This is a genomic window from uncultured Cohaesibacter sp. (assembly GCF_963556055.3).
Taxonomy (GTDB): Bacteria; Pseudomonadota; Alphaproteobacteria; order Rhizobiales; family Cohaesibacteraceae; genus Cohaesibacter.
The window spans coordinates 25,593-51,307 of record NZ_CAUVYE020000008.1 but is presented as its reverse complement, the minus strand read 5'-3'; the positions used below and the strand labels follow the sequence as shown (position 1 = coordinate 51,307).

Here is a 25,715-nt window from a genome sequence, read left to right as displayed (position 1 = left end):
TACACGTCTTTACCATATGCAAATGGCTCTCGGGATGGGGCTTGATTGATACGCATGTGGTGTTTTGAGGAGATATTTTGATGTCACAGGATACGACCACGACAACATCGCAGACCGGTTCTCTGGAACCAATGGCAACAACAGCGGGGACCGAACTTGTTCCAGTAGCCGTGCCGCAGGAAACGACCGTTTTCACCGAAAGCGAGTTCAGCCCGGCAGAATGGGGACGTGTTGGCGAACTGGCAGCAGCCGTTGACGCCACGGATTCAAACCTGCTTTTGAGCTACGGTTCCAAGCCGCAGATGGATGTTTCCTCGGTTCTTGACACATTGCTGCGCGAAATGAATACCGAGGACGCCGATGTCGGTGGTGATTTGCTGATCGCCCTGTCCAGAGGCATGGAAGAAGCCAAGATCCGTGAAATGCGCGACGAACTGAAGGCCGGGGGCTCCACTCTTGCCTATACCTTCAATCAGATTCCGCTGATCGGCCCATGGATCGCAAGACAGATGTCGGCCTTCCTCTACTTCAAACATAGCAAGGACAAGATCATCAAGCATTTCGATGAAATCGAAAAGCAGATCATGGTCCATCGCGAGAAGCTGGTGAAGGCAAACACCAAGCTAGACATGAATTATGAAGCCACAGCGAACAATCTGGAAGATCTCAAGGTCTATATCGCTGCGGGCGAGCAGGCAGGCCAGCGTCTGGTGGAAGAGGCCAATGGCCGCCTTGCCGAGGCGCGCGAGAGCCGCGATGCTGTCGTCGTCAACCAGTATCGTGATTTCCGAGCCAATGTCGAAAGCTTCCTGACCCGTGTTGTTCGCCTGCATATGGCCTACACCAATGCAGCGCAGAACCTACCCCAGATTCGCCAGATTCAGGAAACAACCAAAATCGCCCTGTCGGACGTGGTAGACACCTTGCTGGTTGACATGCCGCAGATGAAACAGGCCATTTTGCAGCTTTCCGCGCTCAAGAGCATTCGTGATGCACGCACCGCTTCTGAGAAACGCCGCGAGATCAGCCGCGAGTTGCGCGAACTTGCCTCCAATGCCGCCTCTGACAGTTACCTCGAAGCCAAACAAAGTCAGGGTGCCTTTGAAGAGGAATTGCAGCTTCTGGAACGCATGGCAACCAAGCTGAAGGAAACCGAGCAGAGGGCCCGCGAAATCGAGGCCCAGAATCAGGCAGCCCGCAAGGATGCCCATGCTCGCATGCAAGTGGTTGTGAAACAACTGGCGGACGTGCAACTGCAAGCCTAGGAACCTGTATCCATTCTGCTGATCATCGAAGGGGGCTTCTGCCCCCTTTTTTGTGGCTTCCCTTGCGCTGTTTCTGTCATTTCGCTGCCCTTCTTTCACATTTTGAAAACTGGCCATCACGAACGCATGTCACAGGAAACTCATTTTCTTCAATCAATCCAATGAATTAGAATTGTCCTTCCAAGCCCTTGTGTGTTTTTTGCAACAAAGCGATTCAATGTTACATCCATACAGTTTTAGTCTGTTTATAGATTACAATTAAGCTGTTATTGTCCAGTTGTCGCAAGCTTCAAATATTAGGGTCAGAATTATGAACATCAAGAGCCTCATCCTCGGTTCTGCCGCTGCGTTGGTCGTTGGGGGCGCTGCCCAGGCTGCCGATCTGCCAGTTGCCGAACCTGTAGACTATGTAAAAGTTTGTGACGCTTATGGCGCAGGCTATTTCTTCATTCCGGGTACCGATACTTGCCTGAAAATCAGCGGTTATGTCCGTACAGAAGCTCGCTTCAATGACACCGACAGCCGTTCTGAAGACAAATTTGACCTCTGGGCACGTGGTCAGGTGAACTTTGATGCCAAGGAAGAAACTGAACTGGGTACTCTCGCATCCCGCGTTCGGATTGAAGGCGAAGACGATGGCGCAATCAAAATCGCCAAAGCCTATTTGACCTTGGGCGGCTTCTATGCCGGTTACCTCACCTCCGGTGGCGTTGTTGACTATGTTGGCGACCTGTATGGCGGCGACTATGACCTCGGCGATACCACTATTCCACAGTTCGGCTACAACCTTGCTCTTGGCAACGGCGTAACCGCTACTCTTGGCATCTCCAACAACAAACACTCGGGTACCGATGTTTATGCTGGTCAGACACTGCCTACACTGGTTGCTCGCATGAAAGTCGATCAGGCTTGGGGTAGTCTCGCAGTTGGTGCCGTTCTGGGTCAGCTTCGTTATGCAAATGCTGACTACGACTCTGATGTTGCCTATTCCGTAGCTGCTGGTGGCGAATTCAATCTTGACTCGCTGTCCGCTGGCTCCGCTTTTGCCTTCAACGGCTTCTACAGCAGCGGCGCATTTGCATGGAACGGCATTTCCAACGGCGACTATCTGGGCGACGTTTCTGCCAAAGCAGACGGCAGCTACGCTGTTAACGATGCTTATGGTCTTTCCGCAAGCTTGAAAGTTGGCCTGGCTGACAATGTCTGGACCGTTCTGTCCGGTGGTTATGCCCAGTTCAACGACGAAGGCGTTGCCGACAACGACTATGACATCTGGAGTTCTTCTCTCGAATTCGGTTATGAACCCGTTAAAAACCTCAAAATCATGGCCGGTGTACAGTATACCGACGTAGACTTTGACAATGGCGGCGACACCGAAGACTGGGAAGGCAAACTGCGTATTCAGCGCAACTTCTAAGTTTAATCGCGAATATCCCACTTACCCCCACGAAAACGGCTCCGGGTGCATATGCTCCCGGGCCTGTTTTTTTACAGGTCAGTCTTTTTTAGAAAAATTGGGACTGGCAATTATCTTGAAATGGTCACTCGTTCGGTCAGGCCGCTTCTTTGGCTTTCGTTATCGCCAGAATGGTTGCTTGCAGGGTTTCAACCAGTTGGTCCAGCTCTTTACGAGACTTGACCTCACCCACCTTGAGCTCGCGGCAGGTCATCATGATGAAATCTGCCAGACGAAATGGCGTCTGATCAGCACTGCCTATGGATTTTGTATAGGGGACAAAAAGATCGGCAAGAAGCTGTCTGTGTTTCTTTTGAGCCTTCAAGATGGCGGGATGCTGATCTAGCACCCGACTAATACGCCAGAGAAAGGCAGCATCCGGATTGTCTATCAGAAATTCGAATGGTCTGATCACCATCAGCTCAAAATAAAAGTCGAGCTGTTCGCCCAGGCTTTTGCAGTCGGCAATCTTTTCACGAATCTGATCGACCACGGCAGACACCCTGTTGGCGATTGTTTCCGCGATCAAATCATCTTTGCTCGCGAATGTTGTATAGACAGTTTGCCGCGACAGCCCAGCCTGTTTTGCAATATCAGCCATGGACGTTCTTTGAATTCCATAACGCGTGAACAGCTCTAGCGCCGCCATCATTATCTTGTCTTGTGTTTCAGTCATTTGCTTGCGACATTCCTTACGACTATTTTGGTCCTTTTAAAGCCTTTAAGAAAACTGAGCTTCGTCGCTTCCCCGGTTCTTGGTATTGTAAAAATTCACATAGCAGCCCTTATTAATTTTAGTATACGAATTTACCTATTCTGTAAATTTCTTTCATACGACCACTTGACAATTAATGTCTTTTTGTCTATTTGTAACTTACAACATTACATCTCCGGTATGTTTAAATTTTCTTTTTTTACATTGATTGTAATTTGGTTTTTAAACATCCTGTTAATGCGATGGAAAAGCGAATCCATTGCGTGAAGCATCAAAGGGCATGATACCCGGTTACTCGACAGCAAACGAGGAAGCGTTCATGGCCCGAAAAAGGAAATAGAAACAGAAAAGCGTGCCCGATTTGCATCAAGGACACGCTGTTCAGTAGAAATTCCGCCCAGTTTCCATTGCGATTGGATCGGGGCGGTTTGAGTTGTCCATCTCACTGCTTGCGACACATGATGGACACTACCGTTGCAGGGCTGGATTGAACTACCTGTCTAAGCTTTTCTGCTTGCGACACCTGACAGGTGCGCCGGCTCTGCAACGGCTTCTTAGCAAAAAAGGAGTCGCATTGAAAGAAAATTTACAAATATTCAAAAAATGTAAGAGTGTTTCTGGGTACAGCTGTTGATAAACTGTGCCTTATGGCGCTCTTCGTGCGACATTTCGATCCGATCTCAGCCCCACCAATGGTGGCGGCGACCATTTTCAAGACCAGAAGCGAGAATCATCCAGCGCCATCCCGACCTGTTCCGGATGAAGCGCCCTTGCTGCTTCCGTGCGGTACCCAGCTTGTGATCGAGTTCAAAGCCGCAAAAAAAGGCCATCCAAGACGGACGGCCCTTTTTCCTTTTCGTAACAGCCTTGCGGACTCAGGCCGAAATCGGCTCGAGATCGAACGCAGCTGCCATGAGCTGTTTTGTGTATAGCTCCCTTGGATCATCAAAGATCTGCTCTGTCAGCCCTTCTTCCACGATCACGCCCTGCTTCATCACCATGACATAGTCAGACATGGCCCGCACCACCGAAAGGTCATGGGAGATAAACAGGTAGGACAGGTCATAACGCTTCTGCAAGTCCCGCAGCAGTTCGACAATCTGTTTTTGTACCGAGCGGTCAAGAGCAGAAGTCGGCTCGTCCAGCACCACAATTCTCGGTTTGAGCACCATCGCGCGGGCAATGGCGATCCTCTGGCGCTGACCACCCGAGAATTCATGCGGATAGCGATTGCGCATGCCTGGGTCGAGCTGAACCTCCTCCAGTGCGGCAATGGCCCGCTGATCACGTTCCTTGCTTGACAATTCAGGATGATGAACAAGCAATCCCTCGGTGATGATCTGTCCGACCATCATGCGTGGAGACAATGAGCCGAAGGGATCCTGAAACACCAATTGCAACGCTTTGCGATGATCCCGCATGGCCTGCTTGGAGATGCTACTCATATTCTCGCCATCAAGCAGAACCTCGCCCGTCACGTCGTTCAGACGCAGCAAGGCTCGGCCAAGGGTCGACTTGCCGGACCCCGATTCACCAACAATACCGATGGTCTGACCTTTTCTGAGCCGGATATCAACGTCATTCACCGCACGCAAAACCTGCTTTTCCGAGTCGAACAGGCCAGAGGTGATGTTGAAGCTGACATTGACCTTCCTGCCCTCCAGCAAGACCGGAGCATTCTCTGCCGGAGCGGCCTTGAAACCTTCCGGTTCGGCCGACAACAGCATTCGGGTATAGTCATGCGCGGGATTGGCAAAGATCTCCTTTGTTGGCCCCTGCTCGACGACCTCTCCCATTTTCATCACATAGACCCGATCGGCAAAGCGTTTGACGATATTGAGATCGTGGGTGATGAAAAGGATCGCCATGCCCAGCTTTTTCTGAAGATCTGCGAGCAGTTGCAGGATCTGGGCCTGAATGGTCACGTCGAGGGCCGTTGTCGGCTCGTCCGCAATGAGCAGATCCGGATTGTTGGCCAGGGCCATAGCAATCATCACGCGCTGACGTTGCCCACCGGACATCTCATGCGGATAGGACTTGAGGCGGTTTTTCGGATCCGGGATACCGACCAGTTCAAGCAGCTCCAGCGCACGACCGCGCGCCTGCTTCTTGTCCATTTTCTGGTGCACCATGAGTGGCTCGGAAATCTGGCGACCGATCGTATAGAGCGGATCCAGCGATGTCATGGGCTCCTGAAAGATCATGGTCATTTTCGAGCCGCGATATGCGTTCAGCTTGCGCTTGGACAGACCCAGAATCTCGTCGCCTGCATATTTCACCGAACCGGTTGCCCAACCATTGTCGGCCAGCAGTCCCATGGCGGACATCATGACCTGACTCTTGCCAGAACCGGATTCGCCGACCACGGCGACCGTTTCTCCCTTTTCGATATGCATGTCGATGCCGCGCACCGCATGCACATCCTTGTCGGAGTTGGTCTCGAAGTGGACATGCAGATCCTTGATATCGAGAAGATGTGTTGTGTTATTGGTCATTTTCTCATCCTCTCCTATCGATCTTTCGGATCCAGCGCGTCGCGCAGGCCATCACCAATGAAGTTCAGAGCAAACAGGGTTGCGGTGAGAAAAATGGAAGGGAAGATCAGCATCCAGCTGGCCCCTTGCAGATTTCGCGCGCCTTCTGAGATCAGAACGCCCCATGAGGTCATCGGCTCCTGCACCCCGAGCCCGAGGAAGGAGAGGAAACTCTCAAGAAGAATCACCTTTGGCACCAGAAGGGTGACGAAGATCACCACCGGACCGAGCGTATTGGGAATGATGTGTCGGCGCAAAATGCCGCCGGCCCCGACGCCCATGGCCTCGGCAGCCAGAACATATTCCTGCCGTTTGATCGACAGGGTCTGGCCGCGCACGATCCTTGCCATATCGAGCCACTCAACAGCCCCAACGGCTATGAACATCAGAATGAAGTTTCGCCCGAAGAAGACCACAAGAAGGATCACAAAGAAGATGAAGGGGAGCGAATAGAGCACATCGACGACCCGCATCATTATGAGGTCGACCCGACCGCCGAAATAGCCCGACAGAGACCCGTAGGTCACCCCGATGAGCAACGCCACACCGGAGGCCAGCAGGCCAATGATAAGCGAAATACGCCCGGCAATCAGGGTCCTTGTCAGCAAATCACGTCCGTTGGCGTCGGTGCCGAAATAGAAGTGCATCCGATCAATCTTGGCCGAGATGGTCACGCTTTTCTTGTCTTCGGAAAGATCGGAAAAAGCAGCATCCTTGAACAGGTCCGAGCGATCGAAATAGCGTACCATCTTGTCGCTGATGGCTTTCTTCGACGTGGCCTTGAGGGTGATGCCGGTGTCGTCGATCTCGATATCTGACGCATCAAGACGGGCACGCTTGAGCACCTTGTCCAGAGCGGGCCGGATTTCATCGTCCCTGGGATAGGCCGTAAGCGAGCTTGGCACTTTTACGTAGTTTCTGTAAACGGCATCATATTCATGCCCGGTAAAGAGTGGCCCGAAAAAACAGGCCAGAGCAATGAGAAACAGCACGACAAACGAGGTCATTGCCGCGCGGTTTGCTTTCAGGCGCGCCCAGGCATCGTCCCACAGAGAACGACCAACCTGAGCATTTATGACCTTCTCGGTTGCCTGTCCTGCCTGCGTTTTCATAGAATTCTTGTTCATTATTGCCTCAATCGTAGCGCACGCGAGGATCGAGCCAGGCATAAAGCAGGTCAACGATCAAATTGAAAACCATGATGAAGACAGCAATCACGATCACTGTGCCCATCACAAGGGGATAGTCGCGGTTCAGTGCGCCTTGCACGAAATAGCGTCCGACACCGGGAATACCGAAGACCGTCTCGATGACAACGGAACCGGTCAGCAGCGCTGCTGCGGCAGGGCCCGCATAGGAGACGACAGGCAGCAAAGCGCCACGCAAGGCATGGACGATTACGACCATGCTGCTGGGCAACCCGTTTGCGCGCGCGGTGCGAATGTGATGAGAGCGCATGGCTTCGATCATCGAGCCTCGCGTTAGGCGCGCCACGATTGCCACCTGAGGCAAGCCCAGGGTAATAATCGGCAACACCTTGTTGGCCCAGGCACCGTTGTTCCAGCCACCAACCGGCAACCACCCCAGAGCAACGCCAAAGATAAGGGTGAGAACCGGAGCCACGACAAAGTTCGGAATCGTGATCCCCATTGTCGCCACGGTCATAACGGCATAGTCGGGCGTCTTGTTTTGTTTCAGTGCGGCCAGAATGCCGAGTGCACCACCAAAAACCAACGCCAGCAAAAGCGCATATCCACCAATCTGAATCGAGATCGGCAGACCGTTGCCAAACATCTCGACCACGGTAAAGTCGCGGAAGAAGAAGCTGGGGCCAAGATTGCCATGAAGCACGTTGTTCAGATAGATGAGATACTGCTCCCACAGGGACTTATCGAGATTATAGATCTTGTTGAGATTTTCCATCACCTTCGCTTCCAACGGACGTTCGAGATCGAACGGGCCGCCCGGCGCGACGCGAATGAGGAAAAAGGAGAGCGTGACAATGAGAAACAATGTCGGGATTGCGGTTAGCAATCGCTTGAACACATATCGCAGCATAATGCGTCCTTCTAAGTAAAGTTGATCTGAGCTTGTTCTGGCAAGGAATTGCCTGAAGCAGCGCAGGTTTCTCTGATCCCGGGAAGCCTCTTTGCATTCGCAGCACGACGCCTTTTTCGGCGTCTCCAAGCTTGAATTCGACGAGGGCATAAGCTCAAAAGCAGCGAGAGCCTATCCTTGGATCACTTTCGATTTTTATTGGGGAAGTCTTATCGCTTCTTCATCTGCAATTCCAGCAGTCTGTCCGCAAAACAGGCAAACCGGCTGGAACGGCATATAAAAGGGTTGCCTTTGCGGCAACCCTTCCATTTCGTATCAGCTGATTAGTCTTTCGACATCCAGCGAGAAGGATGGACGTTGAGAAGGTTGTCTTCCCAGCCGTGCAGTTTGTCAGATACCAGGCTCAGGGAGCTGTAGTAAAGAAGCGGCACGTAAGGCAGGTTGTCCATGAAGATTTTTTCAGCGTCAAATAGGATCTTGGCACGCGCTTCCAGATCCACGGTTGCTGCGGCCTTGTCCATCAAGGCGTCATATTCTTCATTCTTCCACTGTGCATAGTTGAAGCCGGAATCGGATTCGACAAGCATCAGGAAGTTCTGCGGATCGGAATAGTCACCAATCCAGCCAGCACGAGCAAAGTCGAACGGCGCATGTTCACGCAGGTTTGCATAGTGCGTTTTGGTATCGGTGTTCAGCAGAGTGGTTTTCACACCGATCGGCTTCCACATGTCAGCAATGGCGACAGCGGTGTTTTTGTGGTTTTCCGACGTGTTGTAACGGATTTCCACTTCAAGCGGATGCTCTTCGCTGTAACCGGCTTCTTCAAGCAGTTTCTTGGCAGCGTCTTCGCGGTCGAGCTGGTCCATATCCTTGTAGTCGGCATAGGCAGGTTCGCCATAGTTGCCGATTCCCGGAGGAACCAGAGAGTAACCGGCGAGCATGGTGCCGCCCCAGATATCGTCCGCCAGGAAATCGCGGTCGATTGCCATGGAAAGAGCCTTGCGAACTTTTGGATCAGCAAGTTTTTCCTCGGTGGTATTCACAGCGTAATAGTAGGTGCCCAGATATGGAGCAACGCGGAACTGGTCGCCCAGATTTTCACGCATGAAATCGACCTGTTCGACAGGCGCATCATTGTTCGAATCCAACTCGCCAGCCTGGAAGCGACGAAGGGCAGCTCCACGGTCTTCGGTTGGATAGTACATGACTGCATCGATTTTCACGTCAGCGGCTTCACGGAACAACGGGTTTTTGACGGCTTTCACGTGGCTGTTCGGAACGAACTCGGCAAGCGTGAAGGCCCCGTTGGAAACCATATTGCCCGGCTTGGAGAAATCCTCACCAAATTTCTCAACACTTGCCGGATGAACTGGCAATGCTGACTGATGGCACAGCTGGCCAAGGAAATAGGGGGTTGGTGCGTTAAGCTTGATTTCAAGGGTCTTGTCATCAATTGCCTTGACGCCAAGTTCTTCTTTAGGCAGCTCGCCCTTGTTGACTTTTTCGGCATTCACGATCGGATACATGATCGTGGAATACTGGGCCCCGGTTGCAGGATCTTCGATACGACGCAGGGAATAGACGAAATCGCCTGCTGTAACAGGGTCGCCGTTAGACCATTTTGCATCATCGCGGAAATGGAATGTATAGGTCATGCCGTCTGAAGAGACATCCCAGGACTGAGCAACAGCAGCTTCACATTTGCCATCTGCACTATATGCAAGAAGACCTTCATAAAGGTCACGCAGAATATGAGATTCATAGACTGTCTGTGTTTTATGCTGATCAAGTGTTTCGGGGTCGGCAGAGTTGCCGCGATTATATACAACTTCTGCACTTGCAGATGTTGCCACCAGTGGAAGCGCGCAAACGCTTGCCAGCAGCATGGCTGCAATAGTTTTGTTTAGCATAGACATTACTCCCTATAGTTCCCTAAAGGTATTTTCCTTGTATGGGGCAAAACTAATTCAATTAGTCTAAAGGTAGCAAGAGAAATGAAGCATTTTCTCCAATGAAACGCATTCTACAAACACATTATTCAATATCGCATCGTTAACTGTGGACCAGCGTTTCCCATATAGGCACCGGGAAGCCCGGCGCTGGTCAATTGCTTGTGAAAGCGGGTTGAAATGCTCCTCCTCTGCCCAAAACAGATTATACAAGGTTGCTGGCAACCAAAAGAGCTATTCTTCCCCAGAAATGCGACAAAATTGACTGTTCCACTTGGGTACACATAAACAATTATTAGCAACTTCTAGCTAAAATTCTCCATCACCTTCGATTTATTGCACCTAGGATAAACCCGTCATGTACATCTTCCGGAGCAGGCAAGAGACCCGTTCATCTGAAAATGCCAACAATCGGCCAACCGACACCAAGGACCCTTCAAAAAAGAAAAGAGGATTTTTCAACAAGCTCAGAATCGGTCACAGGATCTATTCCGGCTTCGGACTCATTCTGTTGATGATGATTGGCCTGGGGGCCGTGAATATTCTGTCATTTTCGGACATCAGCACCCAATCGGGGAAACTGGAAGGTGCCACAAACAGAGCCTTGAAAATCGGCAAACTGGAAACTGCCGTTTTCGAAACACAGCTCGCGGTCGGCCATTATTTTGAAAAGGCCAGCGGTGAACGATATCAGGCCTACGAGGAGAGATTCTCCAAGCTCGTTACCCTGATGGAAGCATCCAAAAGCAGCCTTGCTGGGAGCAATGATCAGGAAACACTCACGCAGCTGGAGAACCAGCTGGTCCAATATAGAGACGGATTTGCGAAAATCGTCGAGTTGAACACGGAACTCGAAAATCTGCAAACCACGTTTCTCAACCCGACCGGTGAGACCATCAACAAATGGCTGATCGATGTCATTGCTTCGACACATGCATCCGGAGACTTCTCGATTTCACACAATGCCACGATTGCATTCGAACAATTGGCGAGTGCTCGCCTCAATGTGCGCAAATTCATCGGTGTGGGCGACAAGACGGCGGCAAGACGGGCAAAGCTTGAATTGAACAGGCTCAGACAGGTCCTCGACAAACTGGTCACCACCGTAACCAATCCGGCGCATAAAAACCTGTTGCAACAGACAAACGGGGCCTATGCCAAATATGTCGAATCCTATCTCAACATTGTCGAGATCATCAATAAACAGAATGATATTCGTGTCACTGTCCTTGATACCAACGCGGCAAAAATCGTTTCCACCGCAGAGCAAATCCAGATGAATGCGGAAATGGATCAGGTCTCCTATCAGAGGAATTCGGCAGCCGTTCTTGACTATGTCGACAAGACCCTTGCCATCGTCGGACCCTTTGCCATCCTGCTCGGCCTTGTTTGCGCGTGGCTCATTGGCCGCAATCTTTCCCGCCCCGTGCTTGGCCTGACCAAAGCCATGAAACAGTTGGCAGGTGGAGAACTGGAAACGGACATTCCGGGTCTTGAACGCGGTGACGAGCTTGGTGAAATGGCGGCTGCTGTCGCTATCTTCAAACAGAATTCCATCCGCACAAGGGAGCTGGAAGCTGAGCAGCAACAGCAGAAATTAGCCGCCGAAGAAGAAAAACACCTGCTCATGACACAAATGGCCGATGATTTTGACAAGCATGTGGGTGGCATTGTTGACGCTGTATCCGCATCATCGACCCAGCTCAGCGCGACCGCGCAGTCGATGTCACAAATCTCCGATGATACCGAGGCGCAGGCAAGTGCGGCTTCCGATGCGTCCCAGAAAACATCCGGCAACGTGCAAATGGTCGCTTCAGCCACCGAAGAAATGACCAACACCATCGGCGAGATCAGCATACAGGTTACCCATGCCGCCCAATCCGCTCGCGATGCGGTCGGCAAAGTGAATGCCACCAATGCCCAGATGGAAACGCTGGCCAATACCGCCAACAAGATTGGCGAGGTTGTCGAAATGATTTCCAATATCGCTGAACAAACCAACCTGCTGGCGCTCAACGCAACCATAGAGTCGGCACGGGCCGGGGAAGCGGGCAAAGGGTTTGCAGTTGTTGCAGGTGAAGTGAAGGCCCTTGCAGGGCAGACAGCCAAGGCAACCGACGAGATCGCCCAGCAGATTTCCGACATTCAGTTGGCAACGAAGCACGCTTCCGTTTCGATGGAAGAGGTCAAAGACGTCATTCAGACGGTTGATGAAATCTCGACAACGATTGCCGCGGCAATGGAAGAGCAGAATGCGGCCACCCACGACATCGCGGACAGCATCAATCAGGCAGCAAGTGGAACTCATCAGGTCAGCGAAAATGTTGCAGCAGTAACCGCCGCCTCGCAGAAGACAGGGGAGGCCAGCGAACAGGTGATGGTTGCGGCAAATGAGCTTGCCCGTCAGGCAAACACTCTCAAGGGCGAAGTTGCGAATTTCATCCAACAGGTCCGGGCCAGTTGATCTTGAGAGATGTCTGCCAAAGACAAGAAAAGGGATGCCTCTTTTTCACGAGGCATCCCTTTTTCGTGTCATGTCCCTAGCTTGGCCAAAGGATTGCAGATCAATCCAGCTTGCCACCCAGCGCAAGCATGGCGCCTCGCAATTCTGCCAGACCGCGCAGACGCCCGATGGCCGGATAGCCTGGATTGGACCGTCTCGTCAGATCGTCGAGAATCTGATGCCCGTGGTCGGGACGGAACGGAATGGATTTGCCGAGCTTGTCTTCGACCATCTTATAGTGCCGAATGACCTCGATCATATCCACGTCGCCACCAAGGTGGTTGGCTTCATAGAAGCTTTTGCCGTCCCGCTTGGTGGAGCGCAAATGGAAGAAATGGATCAGATCGGCAAACTCGTCGATCATCGCACCCAGATCGTTGTCGCCACGAACACCGTAGGAGCCAGTGCACAGCGTGAAGCCGTTGGCCGGGCTCTGGTTGATCGCCCTCATCGCCCGCATATCTTCCACGGTTGAAACAATACGGGGCAGACCGAACAAGGGGCGCGGCGGATCATCGGGATGAATTGCCATGACCGACCCGACCTCGTCGGCAATCGGCAGAACGGTGTTGAGGAACTCGGCCAGATGCTCGCGCAGCTGTTCCGCGCTGATATCCTTGTAGAGGTTCAGCTGGGCCCGGAACTGCTCGATGGTGTAGCTTTCCTCAGAGCCGGGCAGCCCTGCAATCATGTTGCGGACAAGCAGATCCCTGTCTTCCTGGCTCATGGCCTCATAGCAGACTTTGGCAGAGGCGATTTCGTCGGCAGAATATTCTTCCCTTGCACCCTCGCGCTCAAGGATAAACAGATCAAAGGCAGCGAAGCGATCGGCATCAAACCGCAAGCAGCGGGCGCCGGTTGGCAATTCCCAGGCAAGATCGGTCCGGGTCCAGTCCAGAACAGGCATAAAATTGTAGCAGATATTCTTGACGCCCTCGAGCGCCAGATTGCGCAAGGACTCACCCCAGTTTGCGATCAGGCTTTTGTAATCACCACGCTGAAGCTTGATGTCTTCATGCAGGGGAATGGATTCAACAACAGACCAGACGAGCCCCTTGTCCTCAATCATTTTCTTGCGCTCGGCAATCGCTTCACGGCTCCAAACCGTTCCGTTCGGAATGCCATGCAAAGCCGTGACGATGCCTGTGGCTCCCGCCTGACGAATATCATCAAGGGTCACCGGATCATTCGGCCCGAACCAACGCCATGTCTGTTTCATTTTTTCTGCCTCGTAAGTCTTGTTGTGTCAGGCCATTTCGAACATTCGGCCTGCGCCTGATCGTGTTGTTTGGGTCTCTCGCAAGCCCGGAGTATCGTTGCTACTCAAGGACACTGCTACCTGTTGGCTCTAAGGACCTTGGGTGTCTTGAACAGATCACCATCAAATTTCGGGTCTTCCACATCCGAAAGGATGAGCAAGGTATTGCGGACATTTTCAAGGTGGTTCCACATGGCATCACGGGCCTTTCCCGGATCCTTGCGGTTGAGTGCTGTCAAAATCTGCTGATGATCGTCCAGCCATTGCTTGCGATAGCTTTCGTCAAAGATGCGGGCATGCAAGCCATCCCAGATCTGATTGCCCTCTCGCAGGTGCCACATCTCGTTGACCATATCGATGAGCACACCATTCTGCGTTGCCTCGGCAATCAGGCGATGAAACCACTCGTCGCCGTCATAATCGGCCTTGCCGGATTCGATGGCCCGGATCTCCATATCGAGGGCCTCCTGCATCCGGGTGATATCATTCTTGGTCACCATGGTTGCGGCAAATGCGGCAATATTGCTTTCCAGCAACTGGCGCGCCTGAAGCAGTTCAAACGGACCAATATCGGATCTTGCAATCCCGGACCGTTCCGACTGATTTGGCAATCTTTCGATATAGATCCCCGATCCCTTGCGGACAGAAACAAGGCCCTCGATTTCGAGCATGATGATCGCTTCGCGAACCACGGATCGTGAGACTTCGAAGTCTTCAGCGATCTGGCGTTCGGTACGCAATCGGGTGCCTATGGAAAGCCCCTCGTCAATCATCTCTTTTTTCAGCGCTTCTGCGACTTCCTGATAGCGCCTTTTGCCATTGTCCGGGATCATCAATTGCCCTCACTTGCCGTCACGGGGAATTCCAACCTGCTCCATTGGAACGCCCAGCTCCTTCTTGTTCGGCAGCTTTTCGGATCGTCGACACTGTGCCGAGCCGTGTTCCCACTTATCCGAAGCATGCCTTGTCATGACTGTGTCAGCCTTCCTTCTTCTTTTCCAGATAAAAGGCTGCCAGTTTGTGAAAGGCCTCTTTTCGGGTCACCTTGTCGCCGGCAATCAGCCCCTTTTTGTTGCGACCTTGTTGAAATATGTTCTGACGCCGCTCAACCCGGAAATCATACAGGATCCAGGGAGAGATGCCTTTGACATAATCAAGACTGCGCAGTGTCGCGATCTGTTGTTCGTAAACACGTGTTTGGTAGGCCTCACTGAAGAGGCCTTTTGACGGGCCGGTTGCGCTGATATCGGCATCGGCTCCGGTCTCAGAAATCACCACAGGCTTTTCAGGGGCCGAATTTGTTCCGATCTCAACCAGATCCTCAAAATTCTCCTCATACCACCCGTAATATTCGTTAATGCCTATTACGTCGATATATTCCGACAGACGATCTTCAATTTTTTTCCTGGCGTGGTTGATAAGGCAGGCCGCCGAGGTCAATCTGGTCGGATCCTCGGCCTTGGCCGTCTGGGCAAGATTGCGCATGAAGTCAAGGCGAGCGTCGGTATCGGGATTTTCGTTGCCCACGGACCAGATGATAACGCTGGCACGGTTGCGATCCCGCCGGATCAGTTCGATCAGCTGGTTCTGTGCATCCCTGTAGGTAGCCGGATTTTCAAAGTCGATCGCCCAATAGACGGGAATTTCTTCCCACAACAGGAAGCCCAATTCGTCCGCGATCCTGGCTGCCAGCTCATGATGCGGATAGTGCGCCAAGCGTAGGAAATTGCAGTTGAGTTCGGCAGCATCGGCAAACCGGCGGCGAATATCCTCCTCGCTCGTCACCTTGCCTTTTGTCATATCGTCTTCATGGACCGAAATGCCACGCAGGAAGAGCGGCTTGCCGTTGAGGAACAGGTCGGACCCGACCTGTTCGATCTGGCGAAAGCCAACCCGGTCGGACACCTGATCCTCGCCACAGCGTGCAATGACATCGTAGAGGCGCGGATTTTCGGGGGACCACAAGTCCGGGCTGACTTCGATCTCGGCTCTCGCCAGGCCATCCTGGGAGGCAGCGATGACAGTTTTGACACCGAGATCAGGAATTTCAAAATCAATCTGTGCCCCGGATGCGTCGGGGCCATCAAGCTTGGCGGCAACCGCAATCCTGTTGTAATTTCCATCGGGAACCAGATGAACAAACAGATCACGGACAAGGGTCCGTGGTGTGGTATAGAGCGCCACTTCGCGATAGACGCCACCGTAATTGAACCAATCGGTATTGCGCATCGGCACGCGGGTCGTCGTCCGGGTGTTGTTGACGCACAGCATCAGCCAGTTTTCGCCCTGTTTGAGCGCATTGGTAAGCTCAACACAAAAAGGTGTAGAGCCGCCATAATGGTTGCCCAGAAACGCGCCGTTCAAAAAGACCTTGCAATCATATTGCGCAGCTCCGATACGCAAGAATTTGCGTTCGTCAGGCGACAGCTCTTCAATCAGCAGTGGGCGGGAATACCAGGCACTGCCTTCAAAGAAATACCACTTCTCTTTCAGCATCTGCCAATTGGACGGGATGACAACCTGCTCGCCCATATAGGGATCATAGTCATAGGGCTCGAGACGCTCTTCAGGCAACATCTTCTCAAGGGCAAACCATTTCTGTCGCAAGCCCGTATCGAGCAGATCGACACAGAAATTCCAGGCGCCGTCCAGACTTTCAGCCTCTCGCCCGGAGACGAAAATCATGGTCTCGTGGTTGAGATTCTGCCTGTTGTAAGGAGCATCATAGGCTTCGTCATGCAGGCATTGAAGCGCATTTTCTGCCAGTTCCGACCGTTCGAGTACCATTTGGATCAATCCCGATTTCTGTTCAACGACCACCATCTTGCCCGAATTCGGCGGCCACCGGTGGCCGAAGCGGGGCTTTACCGATAAGCATGGCGAGAAGATCCCGCCATGCTTTTGTTGTGCCCAGACGTCGCGGGGACTGCGGCATGGACAATCTGACCGGTTCTGTTCCGGTTCTTATTTTACCGCCTTGATACGGGCAATCAGGTCAGCCAGGCGCTCGGAGCTGGCGGCCAGTTCTTCATGCATCGGCATGACGGCTTCAACGAATGGCGCCTTGTCGACTTCAACAAATGTTACGCCGAGGTCCGTTTTTGCCTTTTCGATTTCCTTGGTGACGATTTCGTTCCAGAGTTTACGATGATAAACCATGGACTCATCAGCAGCCTGCTTGACAGCTTTCTGCTCTTCTTCGGTGAGTTTGTCCCATTTCTTGGTCGACATCACCAGAACAGACGGGATCATGGTGTGTTCGTCTTTGGAGAAGACCTTGGACACTTCACCATGACGGGCGGTGGTCATTGCGGTGGGGTTGTTTTCAGCCCCGTCAACAACACCCTGTTTCAGAGCACTGTAAAGCTCACCCCAGGTGATCGGGGTCGGGTTGCCACCAAGCAGCTCAACCATGCGAATGGCAGACGGAGACGGCTGAACACGGATTTTCATGCCTTTCAGGTCTGCCGGAGAGTTGATTGCCTTGTTGGCATAGAAGGAACGAGCACCTTCGTAATAATAGGTCAGGCCAATGAAGCCCTTGTCCTTGGACGCCATCAGGATGTCATCACCGATTTCACCGCCCAGTGCATTGAAGAACTGATCTTCAGAGGTGAAAAGATAAGGCAAGTTCAGGGCGCTGTAGGATTCTTCAAACGCTTCCAGCTCTGATGCGTTGGATTTGGCCATTGCCAGAGTGCCGTTCTGCACGAGTTCCATGGACTCACGCTGGGTTCCGAGCTGGGCGTTGGCGTAAACGCGAATCTTTACGGAGCCACCGGACAGTTCCTTCGCACGCTCGGCCATGAATTCCATGGATTTGTGCACCGGATGATCTTCCGGGTTGTTGTGGCTGATTTTCAGTGTAACGGCGCTGGCAGCGGTTGCGCTCAGAGCAAATGCCGCACCGGCAAAAACACTAATAATGGAAAGCTTACGTTTCATTGATTCCCTCCCGATTGAAAATTCAGTCGGTTTGTTTGTCCAGATCAGCCCGCCGTCGGTGCGGGCATCGACTTATCGACCGTCAGCGACGCTGCTCAATCTCACATCTCAAGAAACAAGAGCGCCACACACGCGGTCTAACCAATTTTTCAATTTGGTCGACCAAACAATTCTTCATTTCGAAATTTTTGTCAATCAATTTTTATTTTGGTTGACCAATTTTGTTTTTTGAGCAATGTATGTGGGCAACTGAGATGCCGAATGGCGCACCATGTCTGCCGAGTTCCTTTGGATAGAAACACAAGAAAATCAATGAAACTGGCCAATTCCAACCCAATTTCATCGATGTTCCTGGCAGGATCAGATCAATGGCAGCCCGTCGACATCCCATGAATTCGGGTGCGGTCATCAACAGGGTTGAAAGACATTTTATGGTTGATCACTGACCCTCTTGCTGTCGCGCTGGGAGGCGGCCTTTCAAGATTGGCCGACCAATTATCTTCCTAAAGGCAGATATTTCACACCCGGGGACTTCTCGGGAAAAGAACAAACAGCAATGGGAGTGCAGCCATGAAACAAGCTGTTCGCCTGGTAAACGGGGTGCTCGGCACCCTGACCGTTCTGGTCTTTACCATTCTCGTCATCTGCGTCGTTTGGCAGGTGGTCTCGCGTTTCATCCTCGGAACGCCAAGCACCACCACCGACGAGATCGCACGATTTCTCTTCATGTGGATTGCCTTTGTCGGTGCCGCCTACACGCTGGGTCTCAAGCGGCATCTGGCCATTGATATCATCACCCTCATCGTGGATGGTCCGGCGGTTCGCTACGTCCGGATACTGGTGCTTCTGATTGTTGCTGCCTTTGTTGGCATCGTGATGGTTTACGGCGGCTATGAACTCGTCAGCAAGACACTTGCGTCAGGCCAGATGACACCGGCCCTTCGGCTGCCCATGGGGTATGTCTATGGAGCGATCCCCTTCTCGGGCATCATGATGCTCTTTTATTGTGTGGCGCTGATCGCAGAACAATTTGATCCGAACCTGGACGAGAATGGCGAGGAAAGATCCCAGCCTGCCCCCGTCAGTGATGATTCCTAAGATCGAAGAGAGGGTATTTACGTCATGGAATGGCAAGCAACAATCACGCTGTTTTCGATCTTCATCGTCCTGATGGCATTCAGTGTTCCAATTTCTTTTGCGATTGGCATCGCAACCGTATTCACATTCATGGTCATTGATATGACCTTCACCCAGTCGATCTTCATTGTCGCCCAGCAAATGGCGTCGGGTCTGGACAGCTTCACCTTGCTGGCAATCCCCTTCTTCATTCTTGCGGGCAACATCATGAACCGAGGCGGCATTGCCATGCGCCTTATCGAGTTCGCCAAGATCCTTGGCGGTCGACTACCCGGCTCGCTGGCCCACTGCAACGTGCTGGCAAACATGATGTTTGGGGCGATTTCCGGCTCTGCTGTCGCCTCTGCGGCGGCTGTCGGCGGCGTCATGGCCCCCTTGCAGAAGAAGGAAGGCTATGATCCGGCCTAATTCGGCAGCGGTCAATATCGCATCCTGCCCTACCGGTTTGCTGATCCCTCCCTCGACAACTTTCATCGTCTATTCGCTGATCACCGGCGGCACCTCGATTGCCGCCCTGTTCATCGCAGGTTACCTGCCCGGCATTCTGATGGGCCTTGGTCTGATGGTCGTGGCGGGCTTCATCGCCAAGAAACGGGGTTATGCAGTGGCTGAAAAGCCGACCCGTCAGGAAATGTGCAACAAGACCCGCGATGCGATCCTGCCGCTTGGCCTGATCATCATCATCATGGGTGGCATCATTGGCGGCATTTTCACCGCAACTGAGGCATCGGCGGTCGCGGTCGTCTACACGCTCTTTCTTGCCCTTGTCTGGTATCGCGAAATCACTATTCGCGACCTGCCCAAGATCATTCTTGAATCAGCGGTTACGACGTCCATCGTTCTGCTGATGGTGGGTTGTTCCATCGGCATGTCCAAGGCCATGGCCTTCTCCGACATTCCATTCTACATTTCCGATGCCCTGCTGTCGGTTTCCGACAATCCGATCGTCATCCTGCTGGTCATCAACCTGGCGCTGCTGGTTATCGGCACCTTCATGGACATGACCCCGGCGCTTCTGATTTTCACGCCGATCTTCCTGCCTGTGGTTCAGGATCTCGGCATGGATCCCGTTCATTTCGGCGTCATGATGACCTTCAACCTGTGTATCGGCATTTGTACACCTCCGGTCGGTTCGGCTCTGTTCATCGGCTGTTCGGTCGGCAAGGTGCCCATTTCCAATGTCCTTAAACCGATGCTGCCTTTCTATGCGGTTCTGGTCGTCCTGCTGTTCGCGGTCACTTACATCCCTGAACTGTCTCTGGCGCTGCCGCAATTCTTCCTCGGATATGGAAGCTAGGCCCAAAAATCTGGAAGGTCGGTGGAACACATCACACGGCCTTCCAGGCAAATCCCATTAGATAACAGGTGCCGGTGACAGCCCAAGAGTCACAAAAGGCGCTCGTCAATGCAAATCCGGCCGATTGTCATCGCGGATCATTGCAACAACCCTTGCAAAAAGAGCCTCATGTTGTCTTGAACTTGCTGGCAACGGAAACAGGCCCAGGGAGACCCTCATGTATCAGTTGAAAAACTGGACGCTCAAAAACCAGACAGCCACTGGCATCATTCTGGAAGTCGAAACCCGGCATACCCTGCATATCGACATTCTCGAAGATCGCTTGATTCGCGTTCAGCTTCTCAAAAACGGCAGCTATCGGCTTGATCGCAGCTGGGCCGTGGCGCCAAATGGAAACGCGCCTATTGAGGGCCGGAACCGGGCCTCTTCGGATGGCTTTGCCTGTCCCCCCTTTGCCTTCGAGCAAAGCGAGGATAGCTTGACCCTGGGGCACGGATCTTCTCAAGGTCACCATATGCAAGCCCCTTGGTCTGGTCTGGTTCGGTCGTGCCTCAACGTCCGATGACTGGGAACAGATCGCCAAGGACAGGCCAACCGGAGCTTATCAGCTTGGCCGCAAGGATCACGCGCATGCGCATTTCCTGCGTCGCGAGAAATCTGACCGCTTCTATGGCCTTGGCGAGAAGACCGGCGAGCTTGAACGTTCCGGCAAGCGCTATGAAATGCGCAATCTCGACGCCATGGGCTATGATGCAAGTGCAACCGATCCGCTTTACAAGCATATCCCTTTCACCATCACCCGGCTTGAAAGCGGGCTTTCCTATTCGTTGTTCTATGACAATATGGCTCCTTGCTGGTTCGATCTCGGCAATGAGCTGGACAATTATCACGTCCCTTTCCGCGCCTATCGCGCCACCGACGGGGATCTCGACTATTACTTCACCCTTGGCCCGAGCATTCTGGATCTGACCAAGGCCCATACGCGCCTGACCGGTGGCACTGCTTTCATGCCGCGCTGGTCACTGGGCTATTCCGGCTCGACCATGTCCTATACGGACGCACCAAACGCTCAGGAACAGCTCGAAGGCTTTGTCAGGCTGCTTCAGGTACATGACATTCCATGCGACAGTTTTCAGCTTTCCTCGGGCTATACCTCGATCGGTGCGAAGCGCTATGTCTTCAACTGGAACACCGAAAAATGCCCTGACGCACGTGGCATGGCGAAGGTCTTTGCCGACGCTGGTCTGGAACTGATCGCCAATATCAAGCCGTGCCTGTTGCAGGACCATCCGCGCTATGACGAGGCAGACGCCAAGGGGCTGTTCATCAAGGATAGCGAAACGGGCAAGGCCGAACGGTCCGTCTTCTGGGATGATGAAGGCAGCCACCTCGATTTCACCAACCCGGACACCCAGGCATGGTGGGCAGAGGGGGTAAGAACCGCCTTGCTCGACTATGGCATCAACAGCACCTGGAATGACAATAACGAATATGAAATCTGGGACCGGGAAGCCAAATGCTTCGGTTTCGGCGCACCCATTGATGTCGACCTGATCCGGCCCGTTCAACCTCTGTTGATGAACCGCTCTTCGGTATCGGCGCAAATGGAGTTTGCCCCGGAAAAACGCCCTTATCTCATTTCCCGTTCCGGCTGTCCGGGTATCCAGCGCTATGCGCAGACCTGGTCCGGCGATAATCGCACCAACTGGACAACACTGAAATACAACATTCCCATGGGGCTCGGAATGAGCCTTTCGGGTCTTTACAATATTGGTCACGATGTCGGCGGCTTCTCCGGCGACCGTCCCGACCCCGAATTGTTCGTCCGTTGGGTGCAGAATGGCATTTTCCATCCCCGGTTCACCATCCACAGCTGGAACGATGACCAGACGGTCAATGAGCCATGGATGTATCCGGAGGTGACAGCCCATATTCGCAACGCGATCAATCTGCGCTACACATTGCTGCCATATCTCTACACAATCCTTTACAAGTCCGTGGTGGAAGACGAGCCGATGTTGCGTCCGACCCTGCTCGACCATGAGCATGATCCGCGCTGTTTCGAGCCCTGTGATGACTTCTTCCTCGGCAAGGATCTGCTGGTGGCAAGTGTGGTGGAAGAAGGGGCCAAAACACGCACCCTCTATCTGCCGGACAATGGCGTGGGCTATTATGACTTCTGGTCCGGCGACTACTATACTGGCGGGCAGGACATTACCGTACCGGTATCGCTCGGCTCCATTCCGCTTTTTGTCAAGGCTGGATCCGTGCTCACCCTTTCCCCCGGCGTCAAGCGCTCCGGCTCCGTTGCCGGACAAATGCGCCAGATCGTCATCTATCCGCTTGCCGGACTTCACAGTTGTGATTTCGAGGCTGAGGTCTATGAGGATGATGTCGACAATGCGGATGCGCTTGAGGGCATGCACCGCCTGACGCGCTTCAAGGTCACCCAGACCGCTACGACTCTCAACCTTTCCATGACCCATGAAGGTCAGTTCGACCCAGCCCTTCAGGGCTGCAAGGTCAGCGTTGCCACGCGGGACACCCGCCTGTTGACCGTCAATGGCCATACCTATCAATCCGGTACCTTGTTGCCATTTTAATCGGGAGAAATTTCATGACCATTTCTGAATTGATGACCGCACCGGGCAACGCCCAATTGCCCGATTATGATCGCGGGTCCTTGCGGCCTCGCCTCATTCATCTGGGTTTCGGCGCTTTTGCCCGCGCCCACTGGATGAGCTACCACCAGGACTTTCTGCTCAAACATCCGGCCAGTGATTGGGGCGTTGTCGTCAGCGACATTCTGTTTGGTGCCGATCGCTTCGGCCAGCTCGAAGAGAATGACCATCTTTATAGCGTGCTGGAGCATAGCGATACGGTCAGCAACCTGCGCATTATCGGCTCGATTGTCAAAACCGCCCATCCGGAGCGGGGTGGCATGGACGCCTTTTTCGCACCCTTCCTTGAGCCTGATATCGCGATTGTCTCCATGACCGTTACGGAAAAAGGCTATTGCCTCTCCGGTGGTGAACTGGATGTCAAGAATCCGGCCATCGCTCACGATCTTGAAAATCGCCAGTCGCCGAAAACGGCCATTGGTGCGCTTGTGGAGGCCTTGCGTCGTCGTCGCGAAGCCGGGCTTGATGGCTTTACCATCCTCAGCCTCGACAATCTGCCATCCAATGGCAAATTGTGCAAAAAGGCCGTGATGAGCTTCGTACAGACCCTTGATCCGGAGTTAGCAAACTGGATTTCGGCCAATGTCACCTTCCCCTGCTCGATGGTTGATCGCATTGTGCCAGCGCTTACCGACGAAAGTCGAGCGCTCATCAAGAAGACGCTTGGCGGCATGGAAGACCCCAATGGTATTGTATGCGAGCCTTTCCGCCAATGGGTGATCGAAGACGATTTCATCAAGGGACGCCCGGCATGGGAAGAAGTCGGAGCGCAGTTCGTGCCTGACGTAGAGCCATTTGAGGAAATGAAACTGCGGACCCTCAATGGTGCCCATTCCTTCCTTGCCTATCTTGGCTATCTTGGGGGCTATGAAACCATTGATGCCTGCATGGGGGATGAAAATTATCGCAAAGCCGCTCACACGCTGATGATCAGGGAACAGCAGCCAACCCTCGATGTACCGGGCGATGTGGACCTGGACGCCTATGCGGATGCGCTCATCAACCGCTTCTCCAACAGCCAGCTCAAGCACAAGACCGCGCAGATTGCCTCTGACGGCAGCCAGAAACTGCCGCAGCGCATGCTGGCCTCCATCGCCTGGCACATCGAGCATGACAGCGATTGGTCCCTGTTGGCGCTTGGTGTGGCCGGATGGTTGCGCTTCATGACCGGCAGCGACGAGCAGGGCGAACCGACCCCGATCAACGACCCCATGGCAGACCAGATCGCCCAGAAAGCGCTGGCCCTTCCCAACTGGGAAGCCTATATCAACGGTGTTCTGGAAATGGAGGCTATTTTCCCTGCAAAACTTTCCCAGAATCCGGAGTTTGTGACGAAAATCAAAGCAGCTTATACGACTTTAGTCCAGACCGGCGCGAAAGCAACCGTGGCGGCAGCGATCTCTTAAGACCATCAGAGATCGACTTTTCCGCAAGCCTTCAGGTCGGCTGATCTGGAGGCTTGTCTGGTGCCCGGCCGTTGCACATGACAGGAGAACCAAAGATGCAAACATTCCTAGGCCCCGATTTTCTGCTTGATACGGCAGCGGCGCGTCATCTCTATCACGATGTTGCCGAAAATCTTCCCATTGTCGACTATCACAACCATCTGATCCCGGAGCAGATCGCCAGCGACAAGAAATGGGACACGATCGGCGAAATCTGGCTCGCAGGCGACCATTACAAATGGCGTGCCATGCGTTGGGCTGGCGTGCCTGAAGAAAAATGCTCGGGTTCGGCTTCCTTCCGCGAAAAATTCGACGCCTTTGCTGCTGTCATGCCGAAATGCTTCGGCAATCCGCTTTTTCACTGGACCCATCTTGAGCTGCAACGCTATTTCGGCATTCGCGACATCCTCTCGCCAGCGACCGCTGACATGATCTGGGAAAAGGCCAATGCGCAGTTGGCTCAGGACAGCCATTCCGCCCGCGGCCTGCTCCGTCGCTTCAAGGTCGAATTTGTCGGCACCACAGATGCTCCATGCGATGACCTGGCCTATCACAAGGCGATTGCAGAAGATGACAGCATCAATGACATGGTTGTCGCTCCAAGCTTCCGTCCCGATGCGGCCTACAAGATCGACATGCCCGGCTTTACCGATTTCATCGCAGACCTCGCCAAGGTGGTCGGCTATGCGGTGGATAGTTACGAGCCAATGATGAAAGCTCTCATCGCGCGCCTTGATCACTTTGTCGCCCATGGCTGCAAGGCAACCGACCATGGCATTGACGTCTTGCGTTTTGCCAAGCCGGTCAATGTGGCAAGCCTTGACGCGATCATCGCCAAACGGCTTTCCGGCGAAGTGCTCAGCGAACTGGAAATCGCCCAGTTCCAGACAAACGTCTTTGTCGATCTGTCAAAAGCCTATTATGAGCGCGATCTCGTCATGCAGCTTCATATCGGCGCGATCCGTAACAACAACCATCGTTTCTACAAGACCCTGGGTCCTGATGTGGGCGGCGACTCGATCAACGATCTGCCCATTGCGACCGAACTCAATGGCCTGCTTGGTGAAATGGATCGGGACGGCCATCTGCCGAAAACCGTTCTCTATCACCTCAATCCGTCCTTCAACGAAGTGATCGTGACCGCAGCGGGCAATTTCCAGGATGGCGAAATTCCAGGCAAGGTGCAGGCGGGCTCTGGCTGGTGGTTCAACGACCAGCTCGATGGCATGCAGCGCCAGATGACCCAGTTGTCCCAGATGGGACTGTTCTCGCACTTTATCGGCATGCTGACCGATAGCCGCTCGTTCCTGTCTTTCCCGCGCCACGAATATTTCCGCCGTCTGGCCTGCCAGATGGTTGGCCGCTGGGTGGAACAGGGCCATGTGCCAAATGACCGGGAATTGCTTGATGGTCTGATCCGCGATGTCTGCTATCAGAATGCGGCGAACTGGTTCCTGGCAAAGAAATAATCT

At 53.2% G+C, this 25,715-nt stretch carries 19 protein-coding genes; 10 read left to right on the top strand and 9 right to left on the bottom strand.

Annotation, left to right across the window (positions count from 1 at the left end; genetic code table 11):
- Positions 1-80: 80 nt before the first annotated feature.
- On the top strand, positions 81-1,265 hold the full coding sequence (locus ACHZB8_RS02485) for a toxic anion resistance protein (protein WP_316858471.1): 1,185 nt from the start codon (positions 81-83) through the stop codon (positions 1,263-1,265).
- A 310-nt stretch (positions 1,266-1,575) separates the two neighbouring features.
- A complete protein-coding gene (locus ACHZB8_RS02480; protein ID WP_316858469.1) occupies positions 1,576-2,682 on the top strand; it encodes a porin in 1,107 nt (368 codons plus the stop codon).
- A 136-nt stretch (positions 2,683-2,818) separates the two neighbouring features.
- Here ACHZB8_RS02480 and ACHZB8_RS02475 read toward each other — a convergent pair whose 3' ends face one another.
- The 5 genes from ACHZB8_RS02475 to ACHZB8_RS02455 form a co-directional block, all read right to left on the bottom strand.
- On the bottom strand, positions 2,819-3,397 hold the full coding sequence (locus tag ACHZB8_RS02475; RefSeq protein WP_316858468.1) for a TetR/AcrR family transcriptional regulator: 579 nt from the start codon (positions 3,395-3,397) through the stop codon (positions 2,819-2,821).
- A gap of 914 nt (positions 3,398-4,311) precedes the next feature.
- Complete coding sequence (locus tag ACHZB8_RS02470; protein ID WP_316858467.1) at positions 4,312-5,931, bottom strand: ABC transporter ATP-binding protein; 1,620 nt, start codon at positions 5,929-5,931, stop codon at positions 4,312-4,314.
- 14 nt (positions 5,932-5,945) lie between these two features.
- Positions 5,946-7,082: an ABC transporter permease subunit gene (locus ACHZB8_RS02465; protein WP_316859178.1), complete on the bottom strand. Its 1,137-nt coding sequence runs from the start codon at positions 7,080-7,082 to the stop codon at positions 5,946-5,948.
- A 22-nt stretch (positions 7,083-7,104) separates the two neighbouring features.
- A complete protein-coding gene (locus tag ACHZB8_RS02460) occupies positions 7,105-8,028 on the bottom strand; it encodes an ABC transporter permease subunit (protein WP_316858466.1) in 924 nt (307 codons plus the stop codon).
- 323 nt (positions 8,029-8,351) lie between these two features.
- Positions 8,352-9,938 (bottom strand): peptide ABC transporter substrate-binding protein, encoded by a 1,587-nt coding sequence (locus tag ACHZB8_RS02455; RefSeq protein ID WP_316858465.1) that lies wholly within the window; start codon positions 9,936-9,938, stop codon positions 8,352-8,354.
- Between the two features lie 397 nt (positions 9,939-10,335).
- On the opposite strand from ACHZB8_RS02455, the gene ACHZB8_RS02450 reads away from it, so the two are divergent.
- A complete protein-coding gene (locus ACHZB8_RS02450; protein ID WP_316858464.1) occupies positions 10,336-12,441 on the top strand; it encodes a methyl-accepting chemotaxis protein in 2,106 nt (701 codons plus the stop codon).
- Between the two features lie 100 nt (positions 12,442-12,541).
- On the opposite strand, the gene uxuA is transcribed toward ACHZB8_RS02450, so the two are convergent.
- The 4 genes from uxuA to ACHZB8_RS02430 form a co-directional block, all read right to left on the bottom strand.
- Entirely contained in the window at positions 12,542-13,699 is a 1,158-nt protein-coding gene (gene uxuA, locus ACHZB8_RS02445) for a mannonate dehydratase (protein ID WP_316858463.1), read from the bottom strand.
- 116 nt (positions 13,700-13,815) lie between these two features.
- On the bottom strand, positions 13,816-14,571 hold the full coding sequence (locus ACHZB8_RS02440; protein WP_316858462.1) for an FCD domain-containing protein: 756 nt from the start codon (positions 14,569-14,571) through the stop codon (positions 13,816-13,818).
- 145 nt (positions 14,572-14,716) lie between these two features.
- Positions 14,717-16,525 (bottom strand): glycoside hydrolase family 2 TIM barrel-domain containing protein, encoded by a 1,809-nt coding sequence (locus ACHZB8_RS02435; protein WP_316858461.1) that lies wholly within the window; start codon positions 16,523-16,525, stop codon positions 14,717-14,719.
- A 177-nt stretch (positions 16,526-16,702) separates the two neighbouring features.
- The gene (locus tag ACHZB8_RS02430; RefSeq protein WP_316858460.1) at positions 16,703-17,683 is read right to left on the bottom strand and encodes a TRAP transporter substrate-binding protein; all 981 of its coding nucleotides are present in this window, start codon (positions 17,681-17,683) and stop codon (positions 16,703-16,705) included.
- A gap of 570 nt (positions 17,684-18,253) precedes the next feature.
- Between ACHZB8_RS02430 and ACHZB8_RS02425 the strand changes: the two genes are divergently transcribed.
- The 7 genes from ACHZB8_RS02425 to uxaC all read left to right on the top strand — a co-directional run bounded on the left by ACHZB8_RS02425 (position 18,254) and on the right by uxaC (position 25,712).
- The gene (locus ACHZB8_RS02425) at positions 18,254-18,781 is read left to right on the top strand and encodes a TRAP transporter small permease (RefSeq protein WP_316858459.1); all 528 of its coding nucleotides are present in this window, start codon (positions 18,254-18,256) and stop codon (positions 18,779-18,781) included.
- Positions 18,782-18,805: 24 nt separating this feature from the next.
- On the top strand, positions 18,806-19,228 hold the full coding sequence (locus tag ACHZB8_RS02420; protein WP_316858458.1) for a TRAP transporter large permease subunit: 423 nt from the start codon (positions 18,806-18,808) through the stop codon (positions 19,226-19,228).
- The gene (locus tag ACHZB8_RS02415) at positions 19,215-20,117 is read left to right on the top strand and encodes a TRAP transporter large permease (protein ID WP_316858457.1); all 903 of its coding nucleotides are present in this window, start codon (positions 19,215-19,217) and stop codon (positions 20,115-20,117) included. Before ACHZB8_RS02420 ends, ACHZB8_RS02415 begins: the two co-directional genes overlap by 14 nt.
- Positions 20,118-20,334: 217 nt before the next feature.
- On the top strand, positions 20,335-20,682 hold the full coding sequence (locus ACHZB8_RS02410) for a hypothetical protein (protein ID WP_316858456.1): 348 nt from the start codon (positions 20,335-20,337) through the stop codon (positions 20,680-20,682).
- Complete coding sequence (locus ACHZB8_RS02405; protein ID WP_316859177.1) at positions 20,630-22,720, top strand: TIM-barrel domain-containing protein; 2,091 nt, start codon at positions 20,630-20,632, stop codon at positions 22,718-22,720. The genes ACHZB8_RS02410 and ACHZB8_RS02405 overlap by 53 nt, the downstream gene beginning before the upstream one ends.
- 14 nt (positions 22,721-22,734) lie before the next feature.
- Positions 22,735-24,204 (top strand): fructuronate reductase, encoded by a 1,470-nt coding sequence (locus tag ACHZB8_RS02400; RefSeq protein WP_316858455.1) that lies wholly within the window; start codon positions 22,735-22,737, stop codon positions 24,202-24,204.
- 95 nt (positions 24,205-24,299) lie between these two features.
- The gene (gene uxaC / locus ACHZB8_RS02395) at positions 24,300-25,712 is read left to right on the top strand and encodes a glucuronate isomerase (protein WP_316858454.1); all 1,413 of its coding nucleotides are present in this window, start codon (positions 24,300-24,302) and stop codon (positions 25,710-25,712) included.
- Positions 25,713-25,715: the final 3 nt, after the last annotated feature.